The organism is Parachlamydia sp., assembly GCF_050255895.1.
Lineage (GTDB): Bacteria > Chlamydiota > Chlamydiia > Chlamydiales > Parachlamydiaceae > Parachlamydia > Parachlamydia acanthamoebae.
Window position 1 is genome coordinate 24,215 of sequence record NZ_JBFWIR010000019.1, and the last position, 19,346, is coordinate 43,560.

20 protein-coding genes and 1 pseudogene are annotated in these 19,346 nt (G+C 39.5%); 7 read left to right on the plus strand and 14 right to left on the minus strand.

Translation table 11 applies throughout. The features are described from left to right. Positions 1–3 precede the first annotated feature (3 nt). Genes AB7E63_RS04785 through AB7E63_RS04795 form a run of 3 tightly spaced genes read right to left on the minus strand, consistent with a single transcriptional unit; the run spans position 4 to position 3,227 of the window. Positions 4–1,485, minus strand: a complete 1,482-nt coding sequence (locus tag AB7E63_RS04785; RefSeq protein ID WP_006341067.1) for a methyl-accepting chemotaxis protein — start codon at positions 1,483–1,485, stop codon at positions 4–6. A 9-nt stretch (positions 1,486–1,494) separates the two neighbouring features. Next, a complete protein-coding gene (locus tag AB7E63_RS04790; protein ID WP_006341066.1) occupies positions 1,495–2,472 on the minus strand; it encodes a chemotaxis protein CheW in 978 nt (325 codons plus the stop codon). Beyond that, positions 2,469–3,227, minus strand: coding sequence for an MBL fold metallo-hydrolase (locus tag AB7E63_RS04795; protein ID WP_006341065.1), 759 nt, complete (start codon positions 3,225–3,227; stop codon positions 2,469–2,471). Before AB7E63_RS04795 ends, AB7E63_RS04790 begins: the two co-directional genes overlap by 4 nt. A 184-nt stretch (positions 3,228–3,411) precedes the next feature. Here AB7E63_RS04795 and AB7E63_RS04800 point away from each other — a divergent pair, with 184 nt between their 5' ends. Further along, on the plus strand, positions 3,412–4,455 hold the full coding sequence (locus AB7E63_RS04800; RefSeq protein ID WP_006341064.1) for an FAD-dependent oxidoreductase: 1,044 nt from the start codon (positions 3,412–3,414) through the stop codon (positions 4,453–4,455). Positions 4,456–4,500: 45 nt separating this feature from the next. Here the strand turns inward: AB7E63_RS04800 and AB7E63_RS04805 are convergent, their stop codons facing one another. The 6 genes from AB7E63_RS04805 to AB7E63_RS04830 form a co-directional block, all read right to left on the minus strand. After that, positions 4,501–5,232, minus strand: a complete 732-nt coding sequence (locus AB7E63_RS04805; protein ID WP_013925141.1) for a hypothetical protein — start codon at positions 5,230–5,232, stop codon at positions 4,501–4,503. A 155-nt stretch (positions 5,233–5,387) separates the two neighbouring features. Continuing rightward, complete coding sequence (locus AB7E63_RS04810) at positions 5,388–5,516, minus strand: hypothetical protein (RefSeq protein WP_006341062.1); 129 nt, start codon at positions 5,514–5,516, stop codon at positions 5,388–5,390. 72 nt (positions 5,517–5,588) lie between these two features. Continuing rightward, positions 5,589–7,415, minus strand: a complete 1,827-nt coding sequence (locus AB7E63_RS04815) for an Hsp70 family protein (protein WP_006341061.1) — start codon at positions 7,413–7,415, stop codon at positions 5,589–5,591. An 11-nt stretch (positions 7,416–7,426) separates the two neighbouring features. Beyond that, positions 7,427–7,927, minus strand: a complete 501-nt coding sequence (locus tag AB7E63_RS04820; RefSeq protein ID WP_006341060.1) for a DUF2760 domain-containing protein — start codon at positions 7,925–7,927, stop codon at positions 7,427–7,429. A gap of 15 nt (positions 7,928–7,942) precedes the next feature. Next, positions 7,943–9,220: an amino acid permease gene (locus AB7E63_RS04825; RefSeq protein ID WP_006341059.1), complete on the minus strand. Its 1,278-nt coding sequence runs from the start codon at positions 9,218–9,220 to the stop codon at positions 7,943–7,945. Between the two features lie 83 nt (positions 9,221–9,303). Beyond that, positions 9,304–10,503, minus strand: a complete 1,200-nt coding sequence (locus AB7E63_RS04830) for a M24 family metallopeptidase (RefSeq protein WP_006341058.1) — start codon at positions 10,501–10,503, stop codon at positions 9,304–9,306. Between the two features lie 106 nt (positions 10,504–10,609). Here AB7E63_RS04830 and AB7E63_RS04835 point away from each other — a divergent pair, with 106 nt between their 5' ends. Beyond that, on the plus strand, positions 10,610–11,362 hold the full coding sequence (locus tag AB7E63_RS04835) for an ABC transporter ATP-binding protein (protein ID WP_006341057.1): 753 nt from the start codon (positions 10,610–10,612) through the stop codon (positions 11,360–11,362). A gap of 115 nt (positions 11,363–11,477) precedes the next feature. Further along, on the plus strand, positions 11,478–12,323 hold the full coding sequence (locus AB7E63_RS04840) for a CDP-alcohol phosphatidyltransferase family protein (protein WP_050784561.1): 846 nt from the start codon (positions 11,478–11,480) through the stop codon (positions 12,321–12,323). A 13-nt stretch (positions 12,324–12,336) separates the two neighbouring features. On the opposite strand, the gene lexA is transcribed toward AB7E63_RS04840, so the two are convergent. From lexA to AB7E63_RS04860, 4 genes are read right to left on the minus strand one after another with little or no spacing between them, the layout of a single operon-like run. Beyond that, positions 12,337–12,957, minus strand: a complete 621-nt coding sequence (gene lexA / locus AB7E63_RS04845) for a transcriptional repressor LexA (RefSeq protein ID WP_006341055.1) — start codon at positions 12,955–12,957, stop codon at positions 12,337–12,339. Beyond that, entirely contained in the window at positions 12,941–13,627 is a 687-nt protein-coding gene (locus tag AB7E63_RS04850) for a phosphatase PAP2 family protein (RefSeq protein ID WP_006341054.1), read from the minus strand. Before AB7E63_RS04850 ends, lexA begins: the two co-directional genes overlap by 17 nt. Before the next feature lie 4 nt (positions 13,628–13,631). After that, positions 13,632–14,294: a queuosine precursor transporter gene (locus AB7E63_RS04855; protein WP_006341053.1), complete on the minus strand. Its 663-nt coding sequence runs from the start codon at positions 14,292–14,294 to the stop codon at positions 13,632–13,634. A 26-nt stretch (positions 14,295–14,320) separates the two neighbouring features. Continuing rightward, positions 14,321–15,559 (minus strand): SH3 domain-containing protein, encoded by a 1,239-nt coding sequence (locus tag AB7E63_RS04860; protein WP_006341052.1) that lies wholly within the window; start codon positions 15,557–15,559, stop codon positions 14,321–14,323. A gap of 366 nt (positions 15,560–15,925) precedes the next feature. Between AB7E63_RS04860 and AB7E63_RS04865 the strand changes: the two genes are divergently transcribed. Continuing rightward, positions 15,926–16,057: a hypothetical protein gene (locus AB7E63_RS04865; protein ID WP_006341051.1), complete on the plus strand. Its 132-nt coding sequence runs from the start codon at positions 15,926–15,928 to the stop codon at positions 16,055–16,057. Positions 16,058–16,116: 59 nt separating this feature from the next. On the opposite strand, the gene AB7E63_RS04870 is transcribed toward AB7E63_RS04865, so the two are convergent. Further along, positions 16,117–16,833, minus strand: a complete 717-nt coding sequence (locus tag AB7E63_RS04870; protein WP_006341050.1) for a hypothetical protein — start codon at positions 16,831–16,833, stop codon at positions 16,117–16,119. A gap of 231 nt (positions 16,834–17,064) precedes the next feature. Between AB7E63_RS04870 and AB7E63_RS04875 the strand changes: the two genes are divergently transcribed. From AB7E63_RS04875 to AB7E63_RS04885, 3 genes and pseudogenes are all read left to right on the plus strand, one after another. After that, entirely contained in the window at positions 17,065–18,360 is a 1,296-nt protein-coding gene (locus AB7E63_RS04875) for a PhoH family protein (RefSeq protein ID WP_428418868.1), read from the plus strand. A 146-nt stretch (positions 18,361–18,506) separates the two neighbouring features. Continuing rightward, on the plus strand, positions 18,507–18,836 hold the full coding sequence (locus AB7E63_RS04880; RefSeq protein ID WP_006341048.1) for a rhodanese-like domain-containing protein: 330 nt from the start codon (positions 18,507–18,509) through the stop codon (positions 18,834–18,836). 286 nt (positions 18,837–19,122) lie between these two features. After that, positions 19,123–19,346: pseudogene (locus tag AB7E63_RS04885) on the plus strand (hypothetical protein); the annotation flags it as partial.

The following is a 19,346-nucleotide window of genomic DNA, read 5'->3' on the forward strand; positions in this document are numbered from 1 at the left end:
ATTTTACACAATGGTTTTTAGTTCTTCAGAAACAAGATTGAGATTTTCCAGTTCTTTACGCGTTTGGTCCATTCCTTGTAATGTTTTACCTGTTGACGTGTTTGCTAAGTCAAGTGCTTCAGTGACCCGCTCAACTGCAGAGCTTTGTTGCTTCACATTTTTAGAAACCTGCTCGGCACCCACGAATGAGTCCGTAGTAATGGAAATGATTGCATTAAAAGCCTCGGTGGAAGATTGGGCCAATTTAATGCACTCTTGTACCGTTTTATTCCCTTCGTCGGCAATTTGCATCGTTGAATCGGTCGCAGATTTAATGTCTTCGGCCAAAACATCAATTTGCAATAAAAATTTTTTGCTTTCATCTGCTAATTTGCGTATTTCGCTAGCTATGACCGAAAAACTTTCACTATGTTGCTTAACTTGGGCAGCTTGAACAGCGGCATTTAGAGCTAAAATGTTCGTTTGATTAGTGATATTTCCCGTCACGGCAGCAATATTGTGAATTTGTTTGGTGATTTCAGTCAGTCGCAAAACATGCTGGCCGATTGCTAAAACTTTGTCTTTATGTTGAATCAGTCCCTCGAGCATTTGCTTAATCAGCTTATTGCCTTTTTCAGAAACATGAAGGGAGTTTTTACATCGATTGCTTGAATCCAGGGCAAGCTCTTCCGTATGTTTAAAAGAACGATTTAATCCTTTTAGAGAGGAAGTTGCATCTTTAACGGAAGACACTTGTTCAGAGGTTAAGGACGTTTGCGTTTTTAAAAGGCCATCAATTTCATTTGAGGTTGATAAAATTCTTTTCAGAACTTCACGCAGACGGTTTGTTACGGAATACCCAATGATTGTAGCTAAAATGACCCCCATTAAAATCGTAAAAATCCAGCTGATGTTGGCAAAAAATTGCATTTTTTGACCCAAGTCATTAATGGTTCTTTCTATCGTTTCGTTATATTGATTTGTTAAACGGATGACCTCGTCAATTTTGGCGCGATGCAATTGATAAAAAGTTTTTAAGGGACCAAATAGGAGTTCTTCAGCTTTTGCATGATTGCCCGCTTTAATTGCGGGTAAAAATTGTTGATGCCATTGAGTGAAGAAATCTTCGGCAGGTAAGTGAGATTCCGTTAAAACATGTTTAATGGGACTTTCAGGCAAGTTTGTCATCCAAAAGTTATAGCGTTCGTTATATTGTTTTTGTAAGTCTAAACTTTTTTGAATGAGACTTTGTAATTCTTCTGGGTCTTTTTCATAGGCTTCTTGAAAAGAGAGCAAATATGATTCGACAATATAGGCCGGAGGGGGGAGAATATCTGCGAGAAGAGCTTGACCCGAACGAATTTCTTGGTAGTAAGGCCCATTAATAGCAATTTTTTGTACCGTGATTGAAGACATGTAGCCGTAGATAAGCATTCCTAGAATCAGAATTCCTGTCAGCCAGGCCAGCTTGGTTCTAACCTTTAAGGCATTGAAATAATCGAGCATTTTTTCTCCTTATAAGGAAAATAACTTAAAAATTTTGTGTGTGTCTAAAACACCTAAAAATGCATTTTTATAATGAATCGTTGAGGTCAAATAATGACTTTTTTCTTTTTCGATGCTAGTTTTAATCGCTTCTTTAGGAAGTAACAAAACATCGATCACATCATCTACAACCAGTCCAAAGAGAGTCTGGGAGATTTCAATCACAATGACTTTTAGTGATTCAAGATATTTTTCTCGCTTTGACTGAATGAATGTCCCACTATCAATTAGAGGGAGAATCATTCCACGTAAATTAATGAAACCGAAGAGATAGGGATGCGAAAAAGGGAATGGTGTAAAGCTGCGAACGGAATAAAATTCTTTAATGTGTTGAACTTCGAGGCCAAATAACTCTTTATTTGATTCTGCAATGACAAATGGAGCTAAGTTGTGATTTTTTTTTGACGTCAAGGTCTGAGAAAGTTGTTTTGCCCTTTCAGAAAGAATGTTTTTTTCGTATTCTTGTGAAAGTAGAGCTATCGAAATCAATGTTTTCTCTTTAGTAAGAGTCATTGAAGGATATGTGTATAAGTTTTTGTGATTTAAAATAAAAACAGCTTCCTCGTTGTAAAGAGCGATTGAAGAAAAAAATTGGGTGTGGGTTTTGTGCAAATTTTCTTTTAAGAGGGCTTGAGAAACATTCAAATTGATAGGTGAAATCGCTAAGACATCCTTTATGATCAAGCCATAACATAAGTCCTTATCTTTTAATATGATTATGTTGTCTTGCAGAGAGTAAGGAGTTGCAGGGGATCCCAATAAAATTGCGGGATCCAGCACAGGTATAACGTCTTGGTGGTAATTGAAATAACCCACGAAGCCAGGAACTGAGAAAGATAAAGATTTTAATTCTGGTAGCAAGACAATTTCGAGAATGCACGTCACATTCAAAGCGTAAAGGCTGTCTTTGATTTTAAAGAGAAGATAATGTAAATCACTTTCATTCATAAATCAAATCGATCTCCCTTCTGGACAAATCCACGAAATCCATCCTTTAAGGCATTTGGAAGGGGACCTGGTTGATAGTGGTAAAGCCACATTTTGCTTTTAATAGCAAGAGGAAGGGTCGCAAGTTCAGGATAGCGGGCATGGCATCCGCTGCAAATCGCGGCAGTTTCACAATCATGAAAGATAAGATCAGCTTTTTCAAAATAAGGTAGTAAATGTTGTGGATCAAATTGCGTATCGGTTGTGATGAAGATCGATTTTTCTTTAAAGGTTATATAGAGGCCAAAGCAAGGTTGTGGAATGTGATTAGAAAGGACATGCGTTGTGGGGATTAATGTGAAATGGATCTTTTCCCATTCAAAAGTTTGAGAAATTATTTTGACATGAAAGAAGCTTTCCAAAGAGGCTTCCTCGTTTTCCAAAGAATGCAGTCCACCCGATAAAACATGCTCCCATAAAGGACCGGCCAAAGCATTATTTATATAAAGCGTTGGCTTAGCATGAGCCTCTAAATTAAATTTGGTTTGAAAGGCCAGCCATTCTAATCCTCCCACATGATCGGCATGCAGATGGCTAATATAGACATCATGAATGTCTTGATAATCCAGATTTTGTTCATGCAAAGAGAACCGCGCATCGCTCCCACAGTCTATGAGTAGATTTTTGTGTGTATCTGATTGCAATAGTAAATTCGAATGGTAATTTCCATCTCCGACTGTGAAAGCTGACCCTGTTCCTAAAAAAAGTAATTTCATTTTTCCTAATGATTAGACAAGTGATGGAGAATCAAGAGATGAGTACACCTTTTTTTTGTATATAACTTTGATTTTAAAAAATGCAAACGGATCTTTTACGAGAAAGTTCAAAAAAAATCTGTTTTGTGGTTTTACGCAAGTTTGTTACACTCCAAACCTTTACTGACAAGCGAGTACATAAGCGATGAAACGTTTTCAAATTCTTCTATTTTATTGTTTTCTCACCCTGATTTTTTGTGAAAAAATACAATCCAGCGAAGTTCTCATCATTGGCGGAGGGCCTACCGGGCTGGCGACAGCCATTGAAGCTCACAAAAAAGGTGCGCACGTCACAATCATCGAAAAAAGAGCGTCCTATTCGAGGCCTCAGTTTGTTTTTCTTTTGAAATCCTCTTTAGATCTTTTAGAAAGCTGGAATGTGGCCTTATCCCATCTTCAAGTATTAGATTTTGGAGGGGAACACATGGGGTTGGTGCGCATTAAAAATTTGGAGAAAGGATTGAATGCCAGAATTAAGGAATTGAGAATCAAAAAAATTCAGGGTGAATTTAGGGCTTTAGAAAAGGATAAAAAAGAAGCCATTGTTGCAATTTCTGGAGAAAATATTTCCCTTCCCTATGATTTTCTTGTTGCTGCAGATGGGGTGCATAGTAAGGTGCGCGATTTTGCCGGGATTGAGTGTGAGTGCTTAGGTCAGGCTGTAGGTGTGTGGACGTTCGTTCCTTTTAAAGATCATTCAAGGGGAGTGGATGTCTCACCCATATTGAAGAAGGAAGATTACTTTATTCGAAGAATTTCTGTTCCAACGGGAAGTATTATTTTTTTACAGAGTTTTACGCATGACACCGAATTATTTGGCCACATTTCGTTGGAAGATTTAAAGGAAAAAGTTGCTAAGTGTGAATGGTTTTTAGAAGTGGAAAAGCTGGAAACAGAGCCTGTTATTATAGCGGATAATGTTTCTATTCTTCTTCAGAAAGCCAAAACTTTTTCATCTTCGCAAAAAGGGGTTTTGGTTCTAGGTGATGCGGCCGCCACGGCTAGCTTTTTTCATGGGATGGGAGTTAACACTTCTTTGCAAACAGCTGTTTTGGCTGGAGACTTTTTTCAAAATAGTGATCGACAAGCCGCATATGTGGACTTTAACCACAAGATGGAAGAAGTGACCGATCAACTGATTAATTTTAGCCGATTTTTATTTGAAGAAGAGCATATAGATGAAGAATAAATTTTTTAGGAAACTCTGGCTTAGAGCTTCCTAAAATGAGAAAAATTATGATTTAGCTGCTCGGCGAGCTTCTTCATCTCGAGCGTTTGCTTCAGCTGCATTTTTTGCTCGTTCCTCTGCTTGGCGTTGTTCAAAAGCTTGAGCATGCTCTTGATCTGCTAATCGTTCGGTTTTTCTTTGTGCTTCTTGAGCTTCTTCCGCTGCAATTCTAGCTTCTCTCTCTGCTTTTCTTTCCGCTTCTTTTTGTTTTTCTTGCTTTTTGATTTCTGCCTGACGAGCTTTTTCTTCAGCGATTTGCTGGTCTAATTTATCATTTTCAGCTTTAACTTTTTGTTCATTCTCTCTTCGGCTTTTTTCCAATGATTCAGCCTCTCTTCTATTTTTTTCTTCAAGTCTAGCTCGTTCAGCTATTTGGTCTTCTTCAAGCTTTCTATTTTCTGCTTCAGTCTTTGCTTTATTTCTCTCGCTTTGTTCTTGAAATAAGCGATCTTCTTCAGCTTTTAACTCTGCCTGACGTTGTTTTTCAGCTTCCATTTCTTCCGCAGCATGAGCCTCTAATTCTTCTTGCCTTTTTCGCTCAGCTTGTTGTTGGTCAGCGATGTTTTTGGCATCATGCGCGATGCGTTTAGCTAAATACGCTTTTTGGTCTTCTGGTGTTAAAAACGGTCCTGAGTCGGGTGGTGCACAAATCAATCTTGTATCACTAGACATTTTGATAGCTAATTCGAGTGAAGTTTGAAATCCATAACCACGGATTTTATTCCAAAATTTACTCATCCAATTAGCAATTTTTCGTGCAGGTTTAAAAGCAATTTGTTTGTTTTCTTTATCAGCTTTGATATGCGTAATAATTGCGTTAATTTTTTGGGCGTTTTCTGGAGAAGGCGTTGAACCAATGATTTCTTGAAGATCTGACAGAATTTTTATGGTTTTTAATTTTTTAAAGCCTTGTCAACTTTATTTTCAAAAACTCTAATTTCATTGCCTTTTACAGCAATTGATTTGAAGTTAGAAAGAGATTCTAGATTAAAACTATTAATGTGATTTTCTGTAATTTTCATATATCCCCCAATTTAATGTTGGGGGAGAATGCATCAAAATTGTTAAGAAATGATAAAGATTAAAAACATGGTTTACTTTTGTCTTAAATCAAATTCTAATTTCCAATGTTGATTAGTTGAAGAAACACACCATAATTCTAAAGTGCCTAATTCTGTAACACGAGATTTTAATTTGACGCGGAGTGTTTTTCCATCTCCTTCCATTTTTTCAATGAACGTTTCGATGGGTGGAAGTTCGGTTAATTCTTGTTTCCATTGCTTGATGATGGTTCCTATTTCTGGATCTGTTCCATCTGCAAATTTTTGAGTCGCATGGCTGAAAAAGCGGAACGTTGTGGGCTCTCCTACAACAAGAGAAAATTCTTGGTCAGGAAGTTCTTTTTCAGAGCCTTCTTCCATTCCAAAAGGAACGACACAGATGGCTTTAAGAGGTGTTGGCATCCCTGGAATTGCTGGAACAGCATCTTCCACCCCAATATAGTAGCTTCTACTTGTGCCACTTTTAATCCGTATCCCTTTTCCTTGGCGAGCTAAGCCATAGTAGACAGCGCCACGGCTTACTGCAAAATCTAGATCAGGATTTGGGAGAACTTGAATAGGAGCTTTATTAAGAGTTGTAGCCCAATTATTTAATAATTCGACAAAACGATCTTGGAAAGCTTGCGCTTTCATTGTTCCCCCATTGAACAAGATTTTTGAGGGTAACACAAATTCTTCCATGCTTCCACGATCCCCTTCTCCCGTCATTGAAAGAAATTTCGCGAGTTGTGACGTAATACGTGGATCTTGCGCATAAGGTAAGCCAATTTGTTGCAATCCTAAACGTTTTTCTGTAGGGGAGCGGTCTTCCGGAGCAATTAAGGGGTAAAAACCATCGACGAGAATAGCTTTGGCCTCTGCCAAGGTAATTTTTGTTTTAAGTGATCCGCCGATAAGTTTGCTGCCTCTTCCCATGACTGTGACATCCACATGTTTGGGTGGATTTTCTGACATTAACAATTCTTTTGCATGGCGGCAGGTTTGGGTGAGAGCTTGCAATTGTCTTTCATCTAAATGGTGCCCTTGTTCTTCCAGTTTGTTTTGGGCTAGATAGGCTAAGCTTAAATCGAGGTTATCACCCCCTAAAAGTAAATGAGAGCCTACTGCTTGCCTTTTTAAAGTGAGATTTCCGGCTTCGTCCAATATCGAAATCAAACTAAAGTCCGTGGTTCCTCCACCTATATCGACGACAAGAATGCTGTCACCTACTTGTAATAGGTTATTTCTCCAAATGTCGTGGTGTTGGTGCATCCATGCGTAGAAAGCAGCTTGAGGCTCTTCCAATAAAATTGTTTCGGGATAATTTGCTAAACGAGCAGCCTCTTGAACAAGTTCTCGAGCGCTTGGATCAAAAGAAGCGGGAACTGTAACTAAGATTTTTTGTTCGACAAATGGGGCTTCGGGCATTTTTGTGTCCCAAGCTTCTTTCAAATGCCTTAACAAATGTGCGGTCACTTCAAGGGGGCTCATTTTAGGGCTTTCATCTGCATGAGGAGGTAAAATGGCGGATCGACGATCCACTCCAGAATGGCATAGCCAGGATTTAGCGGATGAAATGAGTCGATCGGGAAGTTCACCTCCGCGGTCTCTTCCAAATGTTCCCACACAAAATTCTCGTTCGGCATCCCAGCTCAACGCGGCACTCTTTGCCTTTAATTCTTCTTGCAAAGGAAAATACAGAAAAGAGGGAAGTGAGGGGAGTTCTTGTTCCTCACCTGCTGCTGCAAGCTGAGGAATGGAAAATTGATGAATCAAAGGCTGAGAAGTTGGTGGAAGGGATGGATCAAATTCTGCAAATGCAAGTGTGCAATTGGTTGTTCCAAGATCTATGCCAATAATCCACTGTTTATTCTCACTCATTTTGATTTCCCTTATGATTTTCTAATGATATCGATTTCAGCAGGACAAATGATTTCATCCAGATGCGTATCAGTTTTTTTAGGTAAAGATTTCTTATGCGCCTTCCAGCCTCGATGGATCACCGTTCCAGTGAAAGGAGGTGTGCCACTTAAATGCCCCACAAGCTTGTACATTGAAGGATCATATCCTGCCGCGATTTGAATTTTTGAGCCTTCATTTTCGTCTAAAAGAGGGCGAATCGCGACCAAGTCATCCAATGTTTTTTGACAGTCTTGATGAATTTGCCTGACAGCGGCACCCACCTGGGCATCATCAAAAGATGAAATGTCTTCTTGAATAAAGTCGATTAAACGACCCGTTCTTTGCAAGATGGCTAGCAAACGTAGATGAGAAGGATCTGATTCCTGCTGAGGAATTTGTTTGGATGGTTGTTGTCCATCTAAAAACTGTTGAGCCCCTTGCGGGTCTTTAAAGGTTTTAAAAAATGCTTTAAAGGCTGTGATTAATCCCATAATCGATTCCTGGTGTTAGACTTCATGAATGAATGTTTCAAGGTCATGCAAATGATACTCTTCGTAAGGGGAAGCAATCCAGCCACCTTGAATAAGAATTTCTAAAAACAGTGTACATGTGAAGAACAAAAAGAGAATGGCTAAAAGAGGCTTTCCTCCGGGTACTTTAAAAGGGCCTTTGAGGTTCATCCAGTAGCGGCCGATCCAGATCATCAGAATAGGGAGCATCCCATTTAAAATAGAGTCTCCAAAGCCACCTGATGTTTCTAGGGCAACGAGGAAGATTCGTTCAAACTTAACTGCAAATAAAAGCGTTGGCACAGCGATTAAGATGCTTAGTAAAACTTTTCCAATCCCTTCTTTTTTGATGGACAAACCATCAGCGAGAAAGTCGAATAAACCTAAAGTCATTCCAAGGAATGAGGTGGCGATTGCAAAGAAAGCAAAAAATTCCGCAACTGTACAGATCCAAGTGCCAATCACATGTTGATGCAAGCATTGTGTCGCAGGTTCCCCTTTGATTAAGGCTGCGGCAAGTCCATTATGTCCACCTACAGGAATGATCCCTAAAATCAGAGACTGCCAGATTGCATAGATAACAAATGCGATAGAAGTCCCACCAATAATGGCCCAGCGTAAAGCATTGGGATGACTTTTGAGATAGGGAGTCAAGCTGGGAACCATGGTTTGAAAGCTAAAAGCGGTCAGTAAAAAAGGAACCGCAAAAAGGGAGACGTTCCATTTTTGATAGCTAAGTAAGGTTGGGTGGATTTCATCAATTCCGACGATAACAAGTCCAAGATAGGCTGCAATCATGGCAACGAAAAGAATGGTATTTACTTTTCCTACAAATCGGCTTCCCAGATAAATGACGAAGGTAAAGAACGCAACGAAAATTAAAGCTCCAATTTCTTTGCTGATGGGCAGGCCTAAGTAATGTCCCAAAGCAGACGCAATTTGAATGCCTCCGCCAGCAGTATAAGCGACGATAGAGGCGTAGCAAATAAACAGATAAAGAAACCAACTTACAGCTTTTCCAATTGGACCTAAAATCTTTTGCGTCATGGTGATCACATGTGCGCCTTCCTCAAACCATAAACTTACTTCGACGAGGAAAAGAGCTGTCAGAGTCATTGCTAGCCAGCAAACGGCCATGATAGAAAGAGAGGGAATAAAGCCGCTGACTCCAGTTGCAACAGGTAGTGCGAGCATTCCACCGCCAATGCAAGTTCCAGCAACTAAAAACATTGCTGAAAAAATATTTCCTCTTGAGATGGGCTGTTGTTGCTTCACACAAATCCTTTATGTTGATTATCTAAAAGGATAAAAGTTTAATCCTAAATCCAATTGTATGCAAGTTAAAATGGTATCAAAAATTATTTGTATTCACCTAGACAAATCAAGCTATTTTGCACATTTCCAGTGACTTCGACTCTGCGGTCAGGATGGATAAAGACATCATATTCCAATCGTACTCCAAATTCATTTGGAAGATAGATTCCAGGTTCTATTGAGAAGCAGGTTTCTGGCAATAAAAGTCTTTCATCGTGTGTCTCAAGATTATCTAGGTGAGCTCCTGGACCATGGTCTTCTTCTCCAATGTTGTGACCCGTGCGATGGATAAAAAAATTCCCAAAACCTGCTTCTGTGATTACATCGCGACTGACTTGATCGGCTTCCCAGCCCATAACGGGCAGGTTGTTTTCGATATTTTCGTGGATAAAGCGTGTTGTGGCATCTCGGGCCTCTTTAACAACCGAAAAAATCGTTTGTTGCCACATTGTTGGGGTTTCGGCAGCCACGCCGACTTGCGTGATATCTGCATAAACAGCATGAGTGATATTTTGTTTGCACCATAAGTCAATGAGAATAAAATCACCTGGACGAATTTCTGCAAAATGTTTGGCATCAGGTGTATAGTGAGGGTTCGCAGAATGCGCGTTGACTGCGCAGATGGGGGGATCGGATGTGATGCAGCCTTTTTCTTTCATGCAGTTCAAGAGAAATTGTTGTACATCATACTCTGTCACTTTTTGACTTGTGCTTAATTTATCTGCGATCAATTTCCAAGCTAGCTGAGCACTTTCTTCCAAAATTTTAAGCGCATTTCGATGTGTCTGTAGTTGAAAGGCGGTCCATGTACTCGTATAGCTTTGCAAAAGATCGGCCGAGCTCATCACTTCAATGCCGTATGAGCGAATCATTTCGATGGTGCCCGCATCTACTTTAGAGATTGCTGGAATGGCGTTGCGTGGAGAGTATTCCATTGCTACTTGTTTTTTATCCGAAAGAAGCCGAGCTAGATGGCCCTCTAGCTCAGGCCATGAGCGGTAGGTTAATTTTTCTCCAGGTAAGTGGTCCAGGAGGTGGCTTTCAATGATGCTAATGATTTTAATGGGGGAGCCTATTTGAGGAATCAAATAAAAAAAACGTCTAGTTAAATTGGTTTCAGGCGCAATTTCAAGAAATTGGCATGCCAAGGGATTTGAGCGGCGAAAGTCATAAAGCAGCCAGCCATCTAATTGGTTGTCTTTAAGCTTGTGCTGAACATCGTGTAAAGTCTGCTGAAATGACATATTGCCTCTAAAAAAGTGATAATAATTGTTCTGAAAATAGGTTTACAAAAATCAAATGAAATTTTAAGATTTCTTCTTTTAATTTTAATGTCAAAGTTGTTTTCGAATGCTAAATATATCAAATCTCTCATTTTCGTATGAAGGAAACAAGATTCTTAAAAATCTTTCGCTTAAATTGAATAAGGGAGAAAGCGGAGCTCTGATTGGAGCGTCTGGATCGGGCAAATCGACATTGTTTAAAATTTTAACGAGGCTTCTTTCTCCTGCTTCAGGAGCAATTTTAATTGATAACAAACCATTGTCAGAGAATGACGATTTAATTGCATACATGATGCAAGAGGACTTGCTTCTTCCATGGCGTACGGTTATTCGCAATATGACACTCAGTGCAGAGCTAGGCAAAAAAACAACAGTCCCTCTTCCTCAGTTAAAAGAAGATGCGCGTCGATTATTGGGGTTGTTCGGATTATCAGACTGTGAAGATAAATTTCCGGATGAACTTTCTGGTGGAATGCGGCAAAGAATTTCGCTTGCTCGTGCCCTGATTTTAAATCGTCCAGTCTTACTTTTAGATGAACCGTTTGGATCTCTAGATGTTGTCTTGAGGGAGCAGATGTATGTCTTTATGCGACATATCCAAAAACAATTGGAGACAACCATTTTGATGGTGACCCATGATTTTCACGATGCTCTTGCGATGGCCGATCACGTATTTTTATTGCAAGAAGGGGAGATTACTGAGGAATGGAACATTTTAGATGAAGACCGCCACCATCCTGAAAAAGCCGGACGCCTCATGCACCAAATGCGTGAAGCTTTACGGCAAGTGGAAAGAGTTCAAGGGTTAGCAGCTCTTTAATTAATTCTTTAGTTTAATATGCCTTTTTTTAAATCTGAAGCTATCAGTAAATGAATAAATCCTTTATATTAAACTTAATGGATTCAATATTAATCAGATAATGTCTGAGGAAAAGATGAAAAAAATCTACTTACTTCCCAATATTATAACAGCATTTAGCTTAACATGCGGTTTGTTTGTCATTTTTAAAATGACTATGACAAATTTTGGCCAAGTAGATCAACATATCTTAATGGCAACAGCAGGAATCATGTTACTAGCTGCGTTCGCGGATTTGCTTGATGGAGCGGTGGCTAGAGCGATGAAAGCGGAAAGTGAATTTGGTGGGATTTTTGATTCTTTAGCTGATGCTGTAACCTTTGGTGTTGCTCCCGCTGTGATTGTACTTAAAACAGCTAGCTTGGAACAGGGATCGCAACTTTCAGCTTTTTTGACAATTGCGGCAATGATATTTTCTGTTTGCGGCGTTTTAAGATTAGCGCGTTTTAGTGCATCTGCCCAACAGGCTCGTGGCGATGAGGAGCTTTTGGCTGCCAATAAAAAAAATTTCACGGGGCTGCCAATTCCTGCTGGGGCAGCGGCAATGGTCTCTGCTAATCTGTTTTTGGCTTCAAATGATTTTAATCACTATATTTCCATCAGTCTTGAAACGCAAGCGTGGTTTTTGATCTCCGCTTTTGTTGTTTTGGGCTATTTTATGATTAGCCGATGGAAGTTTCCCAGTTTTAAAAGCTTACATGTCAGAGTGGCTTCTTTTCAGTTAGTGTTTTGCATTGTTGTGGCAGCAGTTTTGATTTTTTATGGAATCGTACAGCATTTTCCTTTGCTGTTTTTCATCCTGTCTTGGATTTATGTTTTAATTGCCTGGACTCTTTCTTTGATTCGTTTGATTTCTGGAAAAAAGTCTAAAACATTAGAAGATTTTGAGCCTGAGCCTGAAGACACTGAATGGCATGAATAGGAAATCCTATCCATTAGTCATATAATCTGACGAGTCCGACAACGATTCCCTGGATGACAAGATCATCCAAGTGAATCATGATGGGCGACTGTGCGGAATCATGTCCAGCCAAGCGCACATATTGGCCTTCAGGATAGTAACGTTTAATAAATGTTTCATGTTCATTGAGTAAAGCGACAATCCATTCCCCTGAGCACGCTTCTCTACCCGTTTCGACTATTAAAAGATCTCCGTCGCTGATCATCTCATCATTTAAAGAGTTTCCACGCGCTCGCAAAATATAACTTGAATCGGGTTCCTGTACTAAAAACTTTGGAACCGCGAGGGATTGTGTTTTTGGAAAAATTTCAACAGGAAATCCGGCCAAAATATGTCCAATGAAGGGGAGTTCTAATTCATGTTGATTAAGGTTAGATGGTTTTGTTTCTAAGGGCTTTATTGATCTGCTGCATTTTTTTTCAGACGTTAATAAACCTTTTCGCTTTAAGACTTGTAAATGCTTGGAAACAGAACCCAAAGAAGAATATCCAAAATTTTGCATAATCTCTCGATAACTGGGAGAAAATTGATGTGAATGGATAAATTCTTGGATGTAATCCAAGATTTCTTGCTGTCGTTTAGTGAGTCCTTTCATATGCTTTCTGATGTAATAACCAATTAATACTCAAAGCACACCACCACATGATTAAGCCGGAGAAAAGAACATCCGAAAAAAAATGTCCCCCTTGCGCAACGCGCGTTAAACTGAGTAATGTGCCGAAAAGAAGTGTGCAGATTGCTCCCATATAAATGAGGGATTTATTTTTTAACGTATAACCTAAAACAACAAGGACAAGAAAATAAAATCCCATTGAGCTGTGTCCACTCGGAAAGGATTTAGTTTTTTCAGGTTGCTTTGCAAAATAGGGGACATAGTAGGGACGAAAATTAAGCTGTCCGCCAAATTCGGTGATTTGTCTTGGTCGTGGCCTGCCCCAATTTTCCTTCAGAATGGCATGGACAACGAGGCCTGATCCAATCGCGCAAGTGAGGACAAGCAAAAGTGCACTGGATCTCCATTTTTGCCATGCGTGAATAAAAAAAGAAAGAATTAAAACGACAAGCGCGCTTACCGCAAGGAAAAGTCCTGGCCAAGCACCGTAGTTATAAACCCATTGATAAAAGGCATTTGAAGCAAAATGTTTCGTGCTGTCTGAGTAGAAATAGTGGCTCAGTGCTAAGTCGATGCGCGGAGTGAAGGGCGTGATGCAAAGCCATATTATGAGTGGAAGCAACCAACGTATATGCCTTTTAAAATGGATCATATTCTCAAGCGTCGACAACAATAGGTTTAGAATCGGGTTGTCCAATGTTATTTTTTAGTAGATAGACAAACCCATAAAATAAAGGTGTTCCGCAAAATGAAAGAATCAGCTTATATACATAACACGCCAAGATAATATGGATCGTTTGCTCTAAATCCAGTTTCATTCCCAAATAAAGAAGAATCCAATTTGCAATAAACGTGTCGATAAATTGCGAAACAACAATCGCACCGTTGTTTCTAAGCCATAAATACTTTCCGTTAGTTAGTTTTTTTATGAACAGGAAAAGCTTAATCTCAAGAGTTTGTGAGATAATGAATGCTAACATAGAGCCATAAATGGTGATTCCATTTAACCCAAAAGCAGCTTTGAAGGCGACCTGGATTTCGGGATTTGAAGAGGGGAGGGATATCGCAAAGTCAATAAAAAAATGGGTAATAAGAGCTAATCCAAATCCCAGGTAAATCATAAAGCTTGCGTGACGAGACCCATAAATTTCAGTGACAATGTTGCCAGCTAAAAATGTAAAAGGATAGCAGAGCATCCCAACAGGCAAATAAAAATTGGAACTGAAAGGTGCTGGAAATAGCTTCGCAGATAGTAAGCTGGTTACGACAACAACTAGGCAAAAAAACGAAACGATTGAAGTGTAAAATTTTTCTTTCATATTTATTAAATTTAATAGTTTAAAATCTATTCAAACGACAAGATATAATAAGCCGGATAAGCAAAGTGATGATTGGGCCTTGGAGAGGCATGAATCGTCACGGGTTGCCCTATCTTGTCTTGAATTGAGCCGATTGTTGTATACAGATAAGCAATGGGTAAATGTGTGACTTGATTAATTAAAACAAAATCACCCGGTTTATTTTTAACAGGGCGGGAATATGGTTCAATAATTCCTGTTAACACTGTGTGATTGACTTCTTGTTCTTCATAAAATTCATCAAAAGTTCCTTCTCCGCCACGCTTAGCAATCCATTCTTCGAAACGCTGTTGCTCAATGGATGCCCATTGCAAAGAAGGGGTTTTAGCTTTAGGGGGCGTCGTTGGAGTCGCGACATGACTTTGTTGGGCTTGTGCTTTTGCAGCTAATTCTTTTTCGAGTTGAGCGAGCTTGTTCTGTTTTTCTTCTAATTCAGAAGTCAATTCATAATGCTTTGCCTGCCAATTCTGAGAATGGTCTTGTGTTTTGTTTTCTAGATACGCGACTTTTTTATGCAGATAAATTTCTTGGCTGTGCTTTAAGAAATCTTTTGCTTGCGCCGAAACATCTGGTAAATCGGTGTATTCTTTAGCCATTTGATTCAAGCTTTGAAACAAATGGTCGACATGCATATTTTCGAACGGTTTTTGGAGCTCTGTTTGGAGAGCTAATGTCGTTTGGCTGAAAGTGGAGCAGGCTTCTTGCTTTCTTTTTTCGATTTTAGCCATTAAATCGGGGGGGCCAATTTTTTCAATATAATCTTTGGCAATGTAGAACCGTACATGATTTGGGGGTGTGATTTCCAACCATTTTGCGTTTGATGTACTCACAGATCCGTTTACCCGATCTCCCGTATTCAATTGCGCAATTACAGGGGATTCAAGTGAGGGGGATAGGCGCACGTTTACTTTATGCCCTTCAACAATGTCGTCTAGCACGAATGTGCGAAAAATGTAGGCTTTTGTTTCTTCAGGAGGCAGAATGGCGTAAAACTCGTCTGTTTCACCCGTTACAACAACCATATCTCCGTTGACGATTTCTTTTAAAATCATGCTTTCCATGGAAGGTTCAAGTCGAATTCTGACTTTATTGCGAATCACCTTTCCAGTAAAAGCCGGAAATGCATTTGTGGAAAGTCCAGGTGGATTTGCGGCCATTAAGGGAGAAGGGATAGTTCCAATTAAAGTTGAACAAAAAAGAAGAAGGGTTGTGGAGATTTTGGACATGATCTGCTCCAGGGTAATGATGACAGTGGATAGGTAGATGTTATGTCTTTTAAGGGTTTTAATACAAGAAAAGGATCAACTAAATGGGTCTTTTGAAGTCTAAAATTTGACTCTTTTTATTTATCTTTATCATGGATTCCAAAGAACTGTAAAATTTAAAAATTGAAAGTTAAAAAGGCTAAAAATACTTAAACCAATGAGTTAATATTTAATATGGGAAGTGTTGAGATTGCGGTATGAATGCTTAGTAAACATGAGAAGGGTTTTCGTTGCTCAAGTGAGAAAGGACTTAGGAATATTTTTGGAGGCGTTAGCTAAAAACAATAACGTATTCTTCTTACTAATCACAAGAGGCAGGTTGCTATAGTGCCAATTGAGGATTTAGAAATTTTGGAAGCTCTGGAAAATGCTGAAGATATTCGTAAAGCAATGCTTGCTTTAAAAAATGCAGCAAAGGGAACGATTTCTTTAGAAGAGATGAAGAAAAAATTAGGTTAAATTTACTCTAAGAAGAGCCTTAAAAAGGAAGAACCTTTTGAATTCTTCCTTGTATGCATTTAGCTTTTTAAAACGGCTAAGATGTGTTCGCAGCCTGTGTGGCCACAGGTGCACCCTACTGGGTGACCGAGATAAACACTATATTTCTCTGCCGGGTCTAGGCGTTTAACCACAGAAAATAGCTTATCGCCAGTTTGCGTGATATCCCAGTCGGAAAAACGTAGATCTTCTTCAGAAACGTCTTCTACCGCATTCTCTTCAATGTTCTCGATTTCTTCATAGTCTTCTTCATCAGTTAGGTTTTGATGAATCGTTCTTGCGATTTGGCAATGCATGCAATTGCAATGCGGTTCCGGTTTCGGAATATCGCCTTCAGTTTCGGGAGAAATAATTTTAGCAATAGCTCCAATTTTTCCGAGAATTTCTTCAGGGAGGTCAGGGGCGTCAGCGTGAGCTGGATTGTGCTGTAAGGCTGTTCCTATCCCATCTAATGTTGAGAAACCCATCCGAAAAGGAAGTTCAATTTCACTCACTGTTCCTTTAGAAGACAGTAAGTGAGATGTGGAGGAGGGGGCAAGGGTTTCTTGTTCTAAGAAAGTTGCATGGGTAGAAAAGATTTTCTCAATAATTTCTAGAGATAAGCCTGGTATATTGACGCTTTCGCCTCCCATTAGAGTGACTACTAAGAGAAGTCCCTTCATTTGTAGAGAGGAAATGTTAGCCCAAGTCGTTGAAATATGAGGAGGGATGCTTAAAATTTTATCTGTTATTTTCATAAAGCTCCTTTAACTTCTTTATCTACTTGAAGTTTCAATCTTAGCTCGAGAGGGGATTTCTCGTCAAACTAAATTAGCAGTCGATGGGGTTGATTGCTGAATTGTTCAAAAATAGATCTCTCAACATGCATTTTTGTTTCGCACTTTTTTTCATTCTTTCGTAAGCTTCGGCTCATAGGTTCACCATACTAAATCGCGTCCCCTTTGAAAAGTTCGGTAAAGGAGGTTCTAGTGAAAAAAACATTTGTACTTGATACTAACGTGATCCTGCATGATCCTGAAGCGATTATTAAATTTCCTCGTAATCGTGTTGTCATTCCAGTAGCTGTTTTAGAAGAACTCGACAAAATGAAACGCTTACCTAATGATTTAGGAAAGAATTCGCGGGCTTTTTTTCGTTTTCTAGATTCTTTAGCATCCGAAGGAAAGGGTGATTTACATAATGGAATCTCTTTATCTAATGATTCCGACGTGCGCATTGCGCTTGAGATTAAAAATGATTATAAGGGAGACTTTTCTTTATCTACAACAGATAACAAAATCATTATGGCAGCTTATCTGCTATTTGAACGCTCAGAAAATGTTGTTTTTGTTTCAAAAGATTTTGCCGCTCGCATTAAAGCAGAAGCAATTGGCTTGGAAGCAGAAGATTATGAGAACCTCAAGTATGCTTATCAAACCATGTACCGGGGAAACCGACGAGTAGAGGTGACAAAGCATGATGTAGATTCCTTTTTCAAAGATGGATTCATCAAGCTGCCCGATTTAGATTGCCATCCGAATGAGTATCTTGTGATGACCTCTCCAGAGAATTCTTCGGCTGTAGGAAAGTACGATCCTGTACGTAAGCAGGTAGAACCCCTGCTAAAATCTGTCAATATGTGGGGAATTAAACCACGGAATGTGGAGCAGCGCTGTGCGGTGGACCTGCTGTTGCGTGACGATATTAAGCTTGTGACATTACTGGGGCCAGCGGGAACAGGTAAGACACTATTGGCCTTGGCTTGCGGATTAAGGAAGGTCTTTGACGAAGGAATCTATTCACGGATTCTCGTTAGCCGACCCGTAATTCCTCTTGGACGTGATATCGGGTATTTGCCGGGGACAAAAGAAGAAAAGCTCTTTCATTGGATGCAGCCTATTTATGATAACTTAGAATTTTTGTGTGAATCTCCTTCAGGGCAAACAACCGATACCCTGCGCTGGGTCACGGAAAGCAAAAAAGTTGAGATGGAAGCCGTAACCTACATTCGTGGACGTTCTTTACCAAAAATGTATATCATTGTGGATGAAGCCCAAAACCTAACTCCACACGAAGTTAAGACGATTATTTCTCGTGCGGGTGAAGGTACTAAAGTGATCTTAACGGGGGATCCTACACAAATTGACCATCCTTATTTGGATAAAGATTCAAACGGATTGACCTATGCAGTAGGTCGGTTTGCCGATCAAAAAATTTATGGCAATATGTTTCTAGAAAAGACAGAAAGATCGGAATTGGCGGCACTGGCTGCAGAAATTTTGTAGAGTAAAGAAAACGGAATAAACGATATAGATTTTTTTTTAATTCAATATTGCCAGATAGCTCCAAATGCGCCATAATGCAATTTAAAGAAACAAATGCTAGAATTGTTTGCTTTTTTGAGATTATGGAAATCGTTTAGGGGGCGTATATGGCAAAAAAAATTAAAGAAATTGATCCTCAGACTTTAAAGCAATGGATGGATGACTCGCAAGTTGTGTTGGTGGATGTCCGGGAATTGTGTGAATATCAAGAAGAGAGGATTTCTAATGCGACTCTTTTGCCGATTTCACAATTTAAAGCTGAGAAAGTTCCATCTGTACCCTCTACGAAAAAAATTGTGTTCTATTGCAAGTCAGGCCATCGATCTGCTTATGCTGCAGCTTGCTGGAGTGTAGATAAGCAAGAAAGCGAGGCTTATAACTTGGCGGGTGGGTTAGTCGCCTGGCAGCATCGGGGACTCCCTGTAGAAAAGGGGTGATGTAATCGATCCACACTACTCTGGCTTTGCCATCAAATTTGATGGCAAAGCTTTTCCATTTTCAGCATTTCTTGCCCTGAAAGCGGCACCTTTCTAAGCTATGGAAGAAAATCTCGAAAAAGTTTATACTCAACTCTTTATTCAAGAGACATGGATTAAATACTAAGCCATGCTTCATTAAAATGGAGAATATATTGTGCGATTTATTGCCGAGCTTTTAATTGTATATTTTTTTCGTTTTGTCCTTTGGTTTAGATATAAAGTAACGTACAAAGGCGTAGAAAATTTGAATGAAAACACTCTGAATAAGCCTGGAGGCGTTCTCTTCTTGCCGAGCCATCCAGCTGTTTTCGTCGATCCTGTTTTGACATCTATTGGCATTATGAAAAAATTTTCCATCAGGCCAATGGTGATCGAGTATATGTATTACAATCCTGCTATCAATTGGTTAATGGGTTTTTTCAAGGCCATTCCAGTTCCCAATTTCGAAACTTCGGGAAATAGTTTAAA